The sequence below is a fragment of the Shewanella sp. ANA-3 genome (assembly GCF_000203935.1).
Taxonomy (GTDB): domain Bacteria; phylum Pseudomonadota; class Gammaproteobacteria; order Enterobacterales; family Shewanellaceae; genus Shewanella.
This window is the reverse complement of sequence record NC_008577.1, coordinates 3,905,256-3,918,804: the sequence shown is the minus strand read 5'-3', so window position 1 is coordinate 3,918,804 and position 13,549 is coordinate 3,905,256. Positions and strand designations below refer to the sequence as shown.

General features: G+C 49.5%; 16 protein-coding genes. 12 read left to right on the top strand and 4 right to left on the bottom strand.

Annotated elements, in window-relative coordinates:
* Positions 1–61 precede the first annotated feature (61 nt).
* From cobT to SHEWANA3_RS17140, 12 genes are all read left to right on the top strand, one after another.
* Positions 62–1,114 (top strand): nicotinate-nucleotide--dimethylbenzimidazole phosphoribosyltransferase, encoded by a 1,053-nt coding sequence (gene cobT, locus SHEWANA3_RS17200; protein ID WP_011718085.1) that lies wholly within the window; start codon positions 62–64, stop codon positions 1,112–1,114.
* Positions 1,115–1,210: 96 nt separating this feature from the next.
* On the top strand, positions 1,211–1,999 hold the full coding sequence (locus SHEWANA3_RS17195) for an adenosylcobinamide-GDP ribazoletransferase (RefSeq protein ID WP_011621638.1): 789 nt from the start codon (positions 1,211–1,213) through the stop codon (positions 1,997–1,999).
* Complete coding sequence (gene cobU / locus SHEWANA3_RS17190; protein ID WP_011718084.1) at positions 1,996–2,598, top strand: bifunctional adenosylcobinamide kinase/adenosylcobinamide-phosphate guanylyltransferase; 603 nt, start codon at positions 1,996–1,998, stop codon at positions 2,596–2,598. Before SHEWANA3_RS17195 ends, cobU begins: the two co-directional genes overlap by 4 nt.
* A gap of 87 nt (positions 2,599–2,685) precedes the next feature.
* On the top strand, positions 2,686–4,311 hold the full coding sequence (locus tag SHEWANA3_RS17185; protein WP_011718083.1) for a cobyric acid synthase: 1,626 nt from the start codon (positions 2,686–2,688) through the stop codon (positions 4,309–4,311).
* Between the two features lie 28 nt (positions 4,312–4,339).
* Positions 4,340–4,975, top strand: a complete 636-nt coding sequence (cobO, locus tag SHEWANA3_RS17180; RefSeq protein ID WP_011718082.1) for a cob(I)yrinic acid a,c-diamide adenosyltransferase — start codon at positions 4,340–4,342, stop codon at positions 4,973–4,975.
* 148 nt (positions 4,976–5,123) lie between these two features.
* A complete protein-coding gene (locus SHEWANA3_RS17175; RefSeq protein ID WP_011718081.1) occupies positions 5,124–6,161 on the top strand; it encodes a DUF2235 domain-containing protein in 1,038 nt (345 codons plus the stop codon).
* Positions 6,162–6,176: 15 nt separating this feature from the next.
* Complete coding sequence (locus tag SHEWANA3_RS17170; RefSeq protein WP_011718080.1) at positions 6,177–7,001, top strand: cobalamin-binding protein; 825 nt, start codon at positions 6,177–6,179, stop codon at positions 6,999–7,001.
* Positions 7,002–7,072: 71 nt separating this feature from the next.
* The gene (locus SHEWANA3_RS17165; RefSeq protein WP_011718079.1) at positions 7,073–7,627 is read left to right on the top strand and encodes an ATP-binding protein; all 555 of its coding nucleotides are present in this window, start codon (positions 7,073–7,075) and stop codon (positions 7,625–7,627) included.
* A 10-nt stretch (positions 7,628–7,637) separates the two neighbouring features.
* Positions 7,638–8,033 (top strand): GNAT family N-acetyltransferase, encoded by a 396-nt coding sequence (locus SHEWANA3_RS17160; RefSeq protein ID WP_011718078.1) that lies wholly within the window; start codon positions 7,638–7,640, stop codon positions 8,031–8,033.
* A 44-nt stretch (positions 8,034–8,077) separates the two neighbouring features.
* On the top strand, positions 8,078–8,461 hold the full coding sequence (locus tag SHEWANA3_RS17155) for an MAPEG family protein (protein WP_011718077.1): 384 nt from the start codon (positions 8,078–8,080) through the stop codon (positions 8,459–8,461).
* Positions 8,462–9,173: 712 nt separating this feature from the next.
* Entirely contained in the window at positions 9,174–9,398 is a 225-nt protein-coding gene (locus SHEWANA3_RS17145) for a hypothetical protein (RefSeq protein ID WP_011621646.1), read from the top strand.
* A 441-nt stretch (positions 9,399–9,839) separates the two neighbouring features.
* Entirely contained in the window at positions 9,840–10,178 is a 339-nt protein-coding gene (locus SHEWANA3_RS17140; RefSeq protein ID WP_041412756.1) for a hypothetical protein, read from the top strand.
* A 55-nt stretch (positions 10,179–10,233) separates the two neighbouring features.
* Here the strand turns inward: SHEWANA3_RS17140 and SHEWANA3_RS17135 are convergent, their stop codons facing one another.
* The 4 genes from SHEWANA3_RS17135 to pyrC all read right to left on the bottom strand — a co-directional run bounded on the left by SHEWANA3_RS17135 (position 10,234) and on the right by pyrC (position 13,509).
* Positions 10,234–10,527 carry a DUF3144 domain-containing protein gene (locus tag SHEWANA3_RS17135; protein ID WP_011621652.1) on the bottom strand — a complete coding sequence of 98 codons (294 nt, stop codon included), beginning with the start codon at positions 10,525–10,527 and terminating at the stop codon, positions 10,234–10,236.
* A 256-nt stretch (positions 10,528–10,783) separates the two neighbouring features.
* Positions 10,784–11,140: a nuclear transport factor 2 family protein gene (locus SHEWANA3_RS17130; protein WP_011718075.1), complete on the bottom strand. Its 357-nt coding sequence runs from the start codon at positions 11,138–11,140 to the stop codon at positions 10,784–10,786.
* A gap of 154 nt (positions 11,141–11,294) precedes the next feature.
* Complete coding sequence (locus SHEWANA3_RS17125; protein ID WP_011718074.1) at positions 11,295–12,341, bottom strand: hypothetical protein; 1,047 nt, start codon at positions 12,339–12,341, stop codon at positions 11,295–11,297.
* Between the two features lie 136 nt (positions 12,342–12,477).
* Positions 12,478–13,509, bottom strand: a complete 1,032-nt coding sequence (pyrC, locus tag SHEWANA3_RS17120; protein WP_023269013.1) for a dihydroorotase — start codon at positions 13,507–13,509, stop codon at positions 12,478–12,480.
* Positions 13,510–13,549 lie beyond the last annotated feature (40 nt).

The following is a 13,549-nucleotide window of genomic DNA, read 5'->3' as shown; positions in this document are numbered from 1 at the left end:
TCGCAAATGAGTTATTAGCAGCGGATCTATCATTGGATCCGACATTGCCACTGGAGTGTGAATGCCTCAATCTGTCCCGTTATTTCAAATCGAGCCTGTGAGTAAAGCGCAGGATCAACTCATCCAGCAAAAGATCGATCTTAAGACTAAGCCGCCCGGCGCTCTGGGGCAGTTAGAGTCCTTGGCGTTGCAAATTGCCCGCATCCAAGGGGCTAAGCAGTTGCAGATTGTTTACCCGACTATGTTGGTGTTTGCCGGAGATCATGGGATTGCTGCCGAAGGGGTGTCGATTGCCCCGAGTGAAGTCACGCGGCAGATGGTGCAAAACTTTGCCCATGGCGGCGCGGCCATCAATGTGTTTTGTCGTCAGTTAGGCTTCAATCTCGAAGTGATTGATTGTGGTATTTTAACCCCAGTTGAAGATGCCGAAGGCATTATCGACCAACGCCTTGGTGCGGGAACGGCCGCGATTCACTTAGAACCTGCCATGACGTTAGCCTGCGTGGATAAGGGCTTTGCCATGGCGCAGGCATTAATCGAGCGTCACCATCAGGCGGGCTGTAACTTGGTTGCCTTTGGTGAGATGGGCATAGGTAATACTTCGTCAGCTGCGGCGATTATGGCGGCCATTATGCAACTCGATGTGGCCGACTGTGTTGGCCGTGGTACGGGCATCAATAGCGAGACCCTAGAGCGTAAACAGATGCTTATCGAACTCGCGCTGCTGTTACACCAGAGTGCGATGACAGGGCCTCGGCAAGTGCTGGCCTGTTTGGGCGGCTTTGAAATTGTGCAGATGACGGGGGCCATGCTCGCCGCTGCCGAGCGCAAGATGCTGGTCGTGGTGGATGGTTTTATTGCGACCGCAGCGGCTTTGGTTGCCGTGAGTATCAATGCGAATGTGCGGGATTATTTGATTTTTGCCCACCGCTCCGAGGAGCAAGGTCATCAGCGCATGTTGGAACATTTAAAGGCTAAGCCCTTGTTATCTTTAGGGCTGCGATTAGGCGAAGGCACGGGCGCTGCCTTGGCATTGCCGTTAATTCAAGCCGCTGTAAATTTTTACAATCAAATGGCGAGTTTTAGTGATGCGGGGATTGAGGCTGTTGTATGATGTGCGCTGCTAAGTGGCTTATTTAAAATAATAACTTTTAGCAGACCTTTTTAATCTTAAACCTTGCAGCAAGTGTTAATTCACTAAGGATGCTTTATGTCAGAACGCGAAAGCTGGCACAAAGAGATAGATTTGTTTTTAGTGGCCATGGGCTATTTTACCCGCATTCCTATGCCCAAATGGGTTGAGGTCGATGCCGACAAACTCAATAAAGCCAGCCGTTACTTTGGCTTAGTGGGCCTGCTGGTGGGGCTACTCAGTGCCATCGTATTTTGGCTTACCCAAAACTGGTTGCCCGCCGGCGTGTCTGTGCTGCTGTCTATGGTCACGGGCGTGCTGTTAACGGGCGGTTTTCACGAGGACGGTTTAGCCGATACCTTCGATGGTTTCGGTGGTGGTTGGACGGCGGAAGACAAGCTGCGGATCATGAAAGACTCTCGCCTAGGGAGCTACGGCGCCTTGGCTTTGATGCTCGTCCTGATGCTCAAGTGGCAATTATTGGTGGAACTCGCGCTGTATGATCCTGTAGTTGCAGGCTCGGCGATGATAGTCGCCCATACTGTGAGCCGCGTAGTTGCTGCTAGCCTTATCTTTACCGAGAAATATGTGCGCGACGATGAGTCCAGTAAATCCAAGCCGTTAGCGCAGCATCAAGGCATTAATGAACTGTTTATTTTGATCGCCAGTGGCGTGTTAGTGCTGCTAGTGCTCAAGGGCATTGCCGCGCTGTCACTGTTACTGGTGATGATAGGCTTACGCCGTTTGATAGTGGTGATTTTTAGACGCCAAATCGGTGGTTACACGGGCGATACCTTAGGTGCGGCGCAGCAGATCTGCGAAATAGTCTGTTACTTCGTGCTGCTGGTTGTGGGTAGCATACTGTGATCCATTTAGTGCTAGGCGGCGCGCGTAGCGGTAAGAGCCGCTACGGCGAAGCCTTAGTGCGCCAGTATACCGCCCTCGGATTCGATGCCTGCTATCTGGCGACCGCACAGGCGCTCGATGCCGAAATGAGCAGTCGCATTCGTTTACATCAGGATGGACGTGCCAAGGATGATATTGACTGGCAACTCGTCGAAGAACCCTTGGCATTAACCGCCAAGCTCAAACACTTAGCCAAACCCGGCCGAGTGATTCTGGTGGATTGTTTAACGCTTTGGCTCACCAATCAACTACTTGCACAAAGCCCCGAGGCCGAGCCCGCTTCAACGGAATCGGACTTTGCCTTGGATTTTGCCCTCTCTCGCCATGAACCTTTAGAACACTGGCGACAGCAGCGCGCCGATTTTATCCAGACCTTAAGCACCCTTGAGGGCGTAGTGATTTTAATCAGCAATGAGGTCGGCTCTGGCATTGTGCCCTTGGGTGAATTGAGTCGCCAGTTTGTCGATGAGGCGGGTTGGTTAAATCAGGCCGTTGCCGAGGTGGCGGATAATGTGACCTTAGTGGTGGCGGGTTTGCCACTGGTGCTTAAATCGAGTTAAGACAAAGTATTGTCGACGCATTCTTAGTAAGGGAGCGAACCGATTCCCCTTTAGTTTATTTTCCTCTGTTGAGTGATGTTCTTGCCCATGAATTCAAATAACGCCTCTAATCCTACTTCGGCCTTGTCGCAAAACCTGTTTCAAGGTGTTGTAAGCCAAAGTGAAGCTCAGCATTCGGGCGCAAAAGTGCTAATGGTGCAGGGGACTACCTCGGATGCGGGCAAAAGTACGCTAGTGGCGGGGATTTGTCGATTGCTCGCCCGTGAGGGCGTTAAGGTCGCGCCTTTTAAGCCACAGAATATGGCGCTTAACAGCGCAGTCACCATTGATGGCGGGGAGATTGGCCGCGCTCAGGCACTGCAAGCCGCAGCCTGTTTTCTCGCGCCGCACACGGATTTTAATCCCATCCTGCTTAAGCCAAGTTCGGACACGGGCGCGCAGATCATTGTGCACGGCAAAGCCTTGACCACCTTAGAGGCCTCGGCCTTTTTCGGGGAAAAATCTAAGGATTATAAAGCCATGGCGCTAAATGCCGTGCTGGAATCCTTTGCGCGTTTAGGTCAGCAATACCAAACGATTGTGGTTGAAGGGGCGGGGAGCCCGGCGGAAATTAATCTACGCGAAGGGGATATCGCCAATATGGGCTTTGCCGAGGCGGTCGACTGCCCAGTGATCATTATTGCCGACATCGATAAAGGCGGGGTGTTTGCCCATTTGGTGGGTACCTTAGCGCTATTGTCGCCCTCCGAGCAAGCTAGGGTAAAAGGCTTTGTTATCAATCGCTTTCGAGGCGATATCAGCCTATTGCAGTCTGGTCTCGATTGGCTAGAGGCCCATACGCAAAAGCCTGTGTTGGGCGTGTTGCCCTATTTGCATGATTTGCATTTAGACGCCGAGGATGCACTTATCGAGTCGCCCACTAAGCAGGCACAAAGCCGTTTTAAGGTGCGGGTATTAGTGTATCCCCGCACCAGTAATCATACGGATTTTGACCCGCTTAGACTGCACCCCGATATCGATTTTGATTATGTCTCGCTCCAGACTCAGGCCTCTGCCCAGACGCAGGAGATTGTGGCCGATCTGCTGATTTTACCCGGCAGTAAGAATGTCCGAGCAGACTTGGCTTTTTTGCGTGAGCAGGGCTGGGATAAACAAATTGCCAAGCATCTACGCTACGGCGGTAAGCTGCTGGGGATTTGCGGCGGCTATCAAATGTTGGGTGAAAGCATTGCCGATCCCATGGGGATTGAAGACACGCTCGGCGTGAGCCAAGGGCTCGGATATTTACCCATTACCACCGAATTTAAGGCTGAAAAACAGCTACGTAGGGTCACTGGCCATTTAGCGCTGCAAGGGCAACAAGTAGAGGTGAAGGGCTATGAGATCCACTGCGGTGAGTCCCAATATCTCACGTCCAGTGATGCCGCCAAGAGTGCGCCATTACGCTTGAAAAGTGAGAGTGCTTGCGATCAACAGGCAGAAAAGCCTTTTGCCGATGGCTGTTTAAGTGACGACGGGCAAGTGCTCGGCAGCTATTTACATGGGCTATTCGACAGCCCAGAGGCCTGCCAGCTCGTCCTTCACTGGGCTGGGTTGGAAAATGCTCAAGCGATTGATATCAATGATATTCGCGAACAACAGTTGGATCGCTTGGCCGACGTATTAGCCGAGCACCTCGATATGCAAAAGCTCGCATCCATTATAAATGCATAAGTGTTAGCAGTAGGAAGAACAGAAAATCATGACAGTAGAGAACGAAAAACAGCTCGACAACGAGCAAGCGCAAATCAAGGCCGAACGCCATAAGGCGCGTCAGCAAAAAGTGAAGGCAGGTGTGGACGCTAAAATTGCCGCCGCCCAAGAAGAAAAAGGCATTCTACTGGTGCTCACAGGCAATGGCAAAGGCAAGTCGACCTCAGGTTTTGGCACGGTTGCCCGCGCGGTCGGCCATGGCAAAAAAGCGGCAGTAGTGCAATTTATCAAGGGCACATGGGAGTGTGGTGAGCGTAATTTGCTTGAAGGTGCGGGCGTGGCCTTTCATGTGATGGGCACAGGCTTTACCTGGGAAACCCAAGACAGAGAAAAGGACACTGCCGCAGCCCTCGTGGCGTGGGAAGCCGCCGAAGCCTTACTTCAAGACGAGAGTATTGATTGTTTAATGCTCGATGAGCTGACCTATATGGTGAGTTACCATTACCTCGATGTAGAGCGGGTACTCACGGCGCTGAAAAACCGTCCGCCGATGCAGCATGTGATTATCACTGGCCGTGCTTGTCACCGCGCGATTATCGAACTGGCGGATACTGTCAGCGAAGTGCAGCCGATTAAACATGCCTTCGAAGCGGGCATTAAAGCGCAGCCGGGATTCGACTATTAAGCCGAGCGGCTAAGGTGGATGGGTTACACCGCGAGCCGCCCTTTAAACCCAATTAGGGCTGTTGTTCCTCGGTAAAATCCGTTAGCGTCTCTATCGTTAGCGTTTTTATTGATAGCGTGAGTAGCATGGGTAACTCAAGGATGATGCGATGAATAAACGTATTGTGATTTGTGCCGACGGTACTTGGAATCGGCCGGAGAAAGACCTTAAGGTGGATTTTCCCACCAATGTGCTGCGTCTAGCGCGGGCTATCAGCCCGATGGCGGCCGATGGAAAACCCCAGCAGGTGTTTTACGACTGGGGCGTTGGTTCTTACTACGATCAAGCCATCGGCGGCGCGACGGGGCGTGGGCTGCACAAAAACATCATGGATGGTTACCGCTACATAGTGCAGAACTACTCCCCCGGTGATGAGATCTATCTGTTTGGCTTTAACCGAGGCGCTTACACAGTGCGCTGTTTATGTGGCCTTATCAATAACTGCGGCATCCTCAAGCGCCCCGATGCGAGGCTGATACAACAAGCCTTTGACCACTATAAAAAAAGCAGTGCACCTTTTGCCCCAAGCGGCGATAAATCCGTTGAATTTAGACAAAAGCATAGCCACGAATCGCGGGATATTAAGTTTGTCGGCGTGTGGGATACGGTGGGCGCCATGGGGATCCCGATTTCGTTCCTCGGCTTATTCGAAGATAAAGACGAGTTTTACGACACTAAGATTGGCCGTAATGTGCGGGTTGCCCGCCATGCTTTAGCAATAGACGAACACCGCAGCGACTTCGAACCTACGATTTGGCAACTGCGCGACAATATGGATATGCAGCAGGTCTGGTTTACCGGTGCCCATAGCAATATTGGTGGCAGTTATCTGCCGGATAAGGATGGTTCGCTTCTGTCGGATAATGCTCTCGCGTGGATGATGGCAGAGGCTGAGCGGTTTAATTTAAGCTTAGAGCCGCACCTAGCGGCGAGTTTACACCCCAATCCTTTGGCAACCTTACACGACTCGCGCCGCAGTTTTTACCGAATTAAGCAATCCTATTTGCGCCCAATCGACCCTAATGTCGCGCCCGTGTTGCTGCATCGCTCGGTGAAAACGCGCTGGGATCGAGACCCTAAATATCGGCCTAAGAATCTGCAGACCTACCTTGAGCAGTACGGCTGGCCAGAAGAATTCATCGATTAAATCATAAGGAATATCATGTTAATGCGACGCTTTATTGCCCTCGGCCTGAGCTTTGCGCTGTTACCCGCAGTGGCGATGGCCGAGCCTGCAAAACGTATTATTGCGCTTTCGCCCCATGCGGTTGAAATGCTCTACGCCATCGGCGCAGGGGAGTCGATTGTGGCCGCGACAGATTATGCGGATTATCCCGAAGCGGCAAAAAAAATCCCCAGTATCGGTGGATATTATGGGATCCAGATTGAGCGGGTATTAGAGCTTAATCCCGATCTGATTGTGGTGTGGGACACGGGCAATAAAGCCGAGGATATCAATCAACTCAAAAACTTAGGTTTTAAACTCTATAGCAGCTCCCCAAAGACGCTTGAGGATGTCGCCAAAGAAATTGAGGAGTTAGGTGAGCTGACAGGGCACACAGAGCAGGCGAGTCGAGTGGCGGCGGATTATCGCAGTGAGCTGCTGCGATTACGTAGCGAGAATGCGGCTAAATCCGAGCCAAAGGTGTTTTATCAGCTATGGTCTACGCCGTTAATGACGGTCGCGAAAAACAGTTGGATCCAGCAGATTATCGGTGTTTGCCATGGCAAAAACGTTTTCTACGATGCGGCGAGTGATTACCCACAGGTGAGTTTAGAGAACGTATTACTGACCTTGCCCGAGGTGATTTTACAGAGCGAAGAGGAGGGTAATGTCAAAGGGGTTGATTGGAGCCAATGGGCCGAAATCCCCGCGGTTAAAAACCAGCATATTTATCAATTAAATGCCGACTTATTGCACCGCGCGACGCCCAGAGCGTTACTCGGAGTAAAAGCCGTATGTGATGCCTTGGATAAAGCACGTTAACTAAAGCGTGTTACTAAAGTGCGTTAATAGTCTATTGCAGCAGGGAATGCGCGTAAGAGGAGGGGATAAAGATGTCGACACCAATCAATGTTAGTGTAGATATCTGTTCAGGCGCCAATTCAGAAATCAGTAATAAGGGCACACTTGTGCTGCTGTGCGGCAAGATGGGCGCGGGTAAATCGACCTTGGCTCGTGAACTGGCCAAGGGTGAACGCTGCGTGCTCATCAGTGAAGATGAATGGCTATCGACTTTATATCCTAATGAAATTAAAGACTTTGATGCCTATATTCATTACGCCGCTCGCCTAAAGCCGCTACTGAAGCGCCATATTGAGGCACTGCTGCAGGCCGGATTAACTGTGGTCATGGATTTTCCTGCCAATACCCTCAATCAAAGGCGATGGTTACTGGGCTTGAGTCTCGATACGGGGGCGGCCCATCGTCTGATTTACCTAAAGCACAGCGATGAGTTATGTCTGAGTCGCCTTGCCCTGCGCCGCCAAGCAGAGCCAGAACGCGCCCAGTTCGATACCGAAGCCGTGTACTGGCATGTGAGCAGTTTCTTTCAAGCGCCCACGGAAGAAGAGGGCCTTAATATTGAAATCCTTGAGTCATCAGACTGTTGAGTAATGAACTATGTACCAAGTGATAGAGCAAGTGGCATCGGTTGAAGATTTTATCCGTTTACGGCAGATTTCGGGCCTAAGTCCTCGACCCTTGGCGGGCGTCGTCAAGGCGCTGCCAAAGAGTTTATACGGCGTGCAAATTAACTGTGGAACCCAAACCGTGGGTATGGGGCGGGTTGTGGGGGATGGGGCGATTAACTTTGAGATTGTCGATGTGGCTGTGGATCCTGAGCATCAAGGCAAGGGGCTTGGCCGATTGATTATGCAGCATATTATGGCCTACCTAGACCGTGAGGCTTTTACGGGGGCTTATATCACCTTAATGGCCGATGTACCTGAACTCTATGAAAAATTTGGTTTTAAATTCAGTCGCCCCGCCAGCGAAGGCATGTATCTGGTGAAATAGGCGCAGGCTTGCATACACAACAAAAACAATAGGATCCCTTAAAGATGAACACGTTACTGATTTGCTTATTTATCGCTATGTTATTGCCTTACTTAGCCAAAGGCCCCGTTGCATGGGCAATGGCCAAAGCCGGCGGTTATGATAATCATCATCCACGTACTCAACAGGCGCAATTAACCGGATTTGGTGCGCGGGCACTCGCTGGGCATCAAAACGCCTTCGAATCCCTACTGATTTTTGGTTTAGCCGTAGTGACGGTTATCGCCACGGGCAAAGTCACTGCGACTGCCGAGTGGTTGGCGGTTGTGCATATTGTCGCGCGGGTGGCGTATCAGATCTTGTATCTACTGAATAAAGGCACATTACGTTCACTGTCTTGGTTTGTGGCGATTTTCAGCGCCTTTGGAGTCTTCTTCCAAGCGTTTTAACGAGCTAGTGTTGGTTAACAGTGATGTAAGTCTCTAAGATCGACGGAGTTGAGATGAGTGTGGTGGATACTGAGAATCGAGCCTGGTTATTGTTTGAACATGAGGGCGAACTTTATCTGGATGCCAACTGCAGTATGAGTGCATTTGGTTATCACTACTTGATCCAATTAAATTAACAGGAATCTGCGCGCTATCGTGAGCAGGGGCGAGAATACTTAACGCAACTCGCCTATGACATTCATTATTCGGTGCCGATTGCTGAAAATAGCCGCTCAATTTATCGAGGCAGAGATCAATCCAGAGAGTTTGAACCCTTAACTCGTCGTGCAATCCAGCTATGGCGAGAAAGGGTTTCTCCAACAACTTAAGACAGCACTCTAGCTTAGTGCTTGGTGTGCTGTGTCAAAAATCACAATTGATGAATTTATCGTCGACTTTCTGACATTAGTTAAGCAGTACATGATTTATTGTCACTTAAAAAACTATGTCAAATAATCGCTCATTTTTGATGGTTGATCGCCAATTTTGACGGCTAGATGCTGACCTTGGCCTCAAATAGCTAAATTGATGTAATTAAAGGTTTTTGTGTTTTTGTATCCTATTGAATAATGGTGGTAATTTGACAATTTCAAGACATTAAATTGACAGTTTTCTTTATGAAAAACCTCAGTTATATTGCAGTTGTTGATACAATTGTTGAGGTTTAAAAACCATGTTACGTCTAATGACCTATGGCATTGTCGCCTTTGCATCTTGGTTTATTTATCAGGATGTTTCCGACCATTTTGGAATGGAGACCTTTGATAAGGTCTTGGTGGAGAATGTGCAACATAAGGTTGAGGCTCGAAAGGCGAAAGCAGCGGCGGAGCAATACGCACAGCAGCTTAAGCGTCAGGCCGCAGCCGACTGCCAAACGACAAACGCATGCACTCAATAACGGCGATGTATCATCTTTGTTCTTGCTGCGCATAAGTAAGAAGCTGTTCGCCACAGTGTCAGACTAGAGGGGCAAATAATCCTATTTGCCCCTCTTGGGCTTATGAGCCTTCATTTGCTGAATTTCTCCTGCGAAAACCTGCCAACAATCCTCTTGGTTAATCACGGTTTCTGTTTTACTTCCGCACATTATCTAATCCTGCTTAAGCTTATTTTCCGTAAACGTTGGCACTGGCTTTAGTCGATAAGAATCAAAGCGATGGAACCGAGCAAACTGCAAGCTTAGTTCGCGAAAATGGCATATTTCAAATTAGTCTGTGAAGATGAATCGTGAACGAAGTGGAACTTTAGCTATGGGGTAGAAGCCAATACCCAAATCCGCTAGATTTAGCTGCTCGCTCAATTGGGTGAGTATGTGCAGGTTTTATATTTAAGGATGAAGATGAGAACGCTACAGCTTTTTGGATTTATGCTGACTGTTGCTGGAATTATTCTAGCGACAGTTATGTTCGCGCCTGTAGATAGTGAAATCTCGAAAGCCTCCGCTGGCGCTAGCGGTTTAGGATTCCTGTTTATGGTATTGCCTATGCTGGGCTGCTCGGCATTAATGCTGGTACCTTCTTCAACGGTATTGTTTTTCCACGACGTTAGAAGACGTACCTATTTCGCTGGCCATTTCTGGTTAAATCTCTGGAGAGTGAATCTGATGATTTCCCTTGGATATATTGCCCTAGTGCTTTACCTGGCTTTGGTATGGCTAAAGGTAAGCAGTGGTCATTAGAGAGTCATAATTAACACGCCCCAATCACCTTTCGCATGGGGCGTATTATCACTGATTACTTTTGTGTGGCGCGGTAGTGGTCGAAGTTTTCGATATAGTCTTCGAGATTGGCGTCAATCATCTCTTTGTAGCGCTCGATATAGTAATCCATCATTTCCTGTTTTTTGGCCTGCATTTGTTCTTTGGATTCAAAGCTGGTGGAGCCAAACCAAGCGTTGTAGCGGGCGACGGCCCACATAAAGGAAGCGCTGACCTCACCGGTTTGGATCTCGGTATTTTGGTTTTGCTGGTTCGCGAGCTTAATCATCTCGGTGGCACGTTCGTAAAAGGCTTGTTGGTTATCAGACATCAGCAATTCCTATTGTTGGGTAAAGTGAAGAGGGCGTTGAGTGCATCGCCCTTTAGGCTGTTGCTAATAACCCTAAGGTATTTTGTGGTTGAGGGACAGTCGTGTGCTTCACAGAATCCGTTGATATCACACCAAAAGGCGGCGCCGAAATGAAATATGGGATAGGCGTAACATTTTTCACCGCTTTGGCGAGCGCCTTTGCCGCAGATGATTGTTGCTACGCTAGTCAGCTTGATATGGCCATTTAGAGCTCGCCCTAGTTAGCGGCAAAGCTCCACATCGCTTGGATAAGGCCATTAGAGACTTCAAAGACCACCATGACTTCAAAGGGCTCCTCGCGGATGCCGCTGATCCGTTCGTGATCGACCACTTTATTGCCGACCACCATACGATTGAGGATCTCGGCGTGCAGATGCGGCAAGTTAAAACGTTCATTCTGATAGAAATCACTAAAGGCAGCCTTGCCTCGGATCACGGGCTCTGTGGTGGGTGGGCGATAAATACAAACGTCGTCGCTAAAGAGCGCCACAAAGCTTGCAAGGTCGTGCTGGTTATAGGCGACTAACTGGGCTTGCACTAAGGCTTCGGCTGTTTGTTCTGCTATCAGGGGCATTTGCTGGCTCAAGCTATCTTCCTTCAAAATAGGGGCTGAATCTGACAAGAGACGTTAGCCCGTCAAGGTTAACGAGAAAGGGCTTTTCAACGCTTATTATCGTTATCTCAGCCTGCTTTCCCGCTATCGCGATTAATGATGAATTTAAAATTTATTATTCCAATAGCTTAAGCTGCGTTTGCCCCCAAGGTGTGGCAAAGGGCATGGCTTCTTGAGGGCTTAAGATAAACTCTTGCTCACAACCATCACCATGGGGCATTTCCCAAAACTTAATCCCATTCGCCTCGAGGGTGAGTTGATAGTAGCCTGAGCCATCGGCACTTGGGCATTCGGCATCTGGTGCCGCATTGGCAAACAACTTTTCCTTAAGTGCGGGTGGGAGCTGATAACTCATGCTTTCTGGCAAGGTTTGTGTTGGCTTATCGGCAATAAACCACTGCCACGGATGGAAAGGTTTACCATCGGCGAGGGAGAAGCTAACAAACTCTTGGCTGATCCCATTGGCGCCAAAACCTGCCGCCCAGCGATATAAGCGCACGCTGAGCCAATGCTGATTGAGGAAAATCGGTTCTGCATAGGTTTCATCGGCCACAAAATGGCCCATTTGAGACAACATTCTGCGGCGCGTATCAAAGGTCTGTGCCAGCTGCTCATCATCGGTGAGCTTTTTCTTAAGCCACTGATTAATGGCGGGAATGCCTTTTTGTGGGCCGTTAAATTCGATGCCGACTTCGGTGCCATAGGTCAGCGGACGGTAATCAATGGTTTGAAAAGCTTGCCATTTTCCGCGGCTCAGTGAAGGCTTGGTTTCAAGCGGCAGATTGTAGGCATCGGCGCTGCAGTCATTTTGGTTATCGGGGCTGAGTTGGCGCTCAAGCTTTATGGGCAAGGATTTGCCTGAATTGTCTTTAAACCAATGGCCGCTGAGTTGCTGAGCCGTTGAACTATCGAACTGCCAGTTTCCGGTATTGTTTTCTTCTTTCCAAATACCGTTTTGCAGCTCGAGTTGTATTGGGGTTAGGTAGCGTTGATAGTAATAACTGCCGCTGCCGTATTGATTAAAGCAGACTCTTACACTGCTTTTACCCAGCGTGCCCTGCCAAATCCCTGAGAGTTCATCGGCGGCAAAAGTGCTGAGTGACAGTGTGGCAGCAAGCAATAGACTTGAGGATAGCAGCGTTAGTAACTTCCGTGTATTCATACTTTTTCTCTTAAAAGATAATCGCTTATGGCGTTATTTACTGGTTATAAAAAAGTCGCCTTAAGGCGACTCTTAACGGTTTCAAGCTTGATAAACGGCAGGTTTAGATAGCCGTTTATCGCGTCAAAAGGCCTGTTTATTCGACCTGCCAATCGATTTGTTCGCCGGCGCGAATTGGCACAACGTTGTTGTCACCAAGTGGGTAACTGACGGGCACATCCCAAGATTTTTTCACTAGGGTGATGGTATCGCTGTTGCGGGGCAGATTGTAAAAATCTGGGCCGTTGAAGCTGGCAAAGGCTTCTAATTTATCCAGCGCATTGACCGATTCAAAGGCTTCGGCGTAAAGCTCAATGGCGGCATGGGCTGTATAAGAACCCGCGCAGCCACATGCGGCTTCTTTACGATCTTTAGCGTGTGGCGCAGAGTCGGTACCGAGGAAGAACTTCTTATTGCCACTGGCCGCTGCGCCTAACAGCGCTTGCTGGTGGGTATTGCGCTTTAAAATCGGCAGGCAATAGAAGTGCGGACGAATACCGCCAGCCAACATATGGTTGCGGTTATAGAGCAAGTGATGCGCGGTGATCGTGGCAGCCACATTGTCAGAGGCTTGAGTCACGAAATCGACCGCATCCTTAGTGGTGATATGCTCGAGAACGATTTTAAGCTTAGGGAAATCAGCCACGATCTTGCTGAGGATATTCTCAATAAACACCCGTTCGCGGTCGAAAATATCAATCGATGAATCAGTCACTTCACCATGCACTAGGAACAACATGCCCACTTCCTGCATCGCTTCGAGGGCGGGGTAGATGTTCTTCAAATCGGTCACGCCAGAATCCGAGTTAGTGGTCGCGCCTGCTGGGTAGAGTTTAGCGGCAACGATTTTACCCGAGGCTTTGGCTTTACGGATTTCTTCTGGGCTGGTTTTGTCGGTGAGATACAACACCATTAAGGGTTCAAATTGCGAGCCGGCTGGCACTTGTGCCTTGATACGATCGTAATAAGCCAAGGCGGTTTCGGTATCGATAGCGGGAGGAACCAGGTTAGGCATCACGATAGCGCGGCCCATATAGCGGCTGATATCGCGAACCGTGTCTTTTAATTGTGCGCCGTCTCTTAGGTGAATGTGCCAGTCGTCAGGACGAGTAATAGTGAGTGTTGTCATAGGGCGATTCATCTTGTTGAATGTTTCTGCTGCGAGGGTG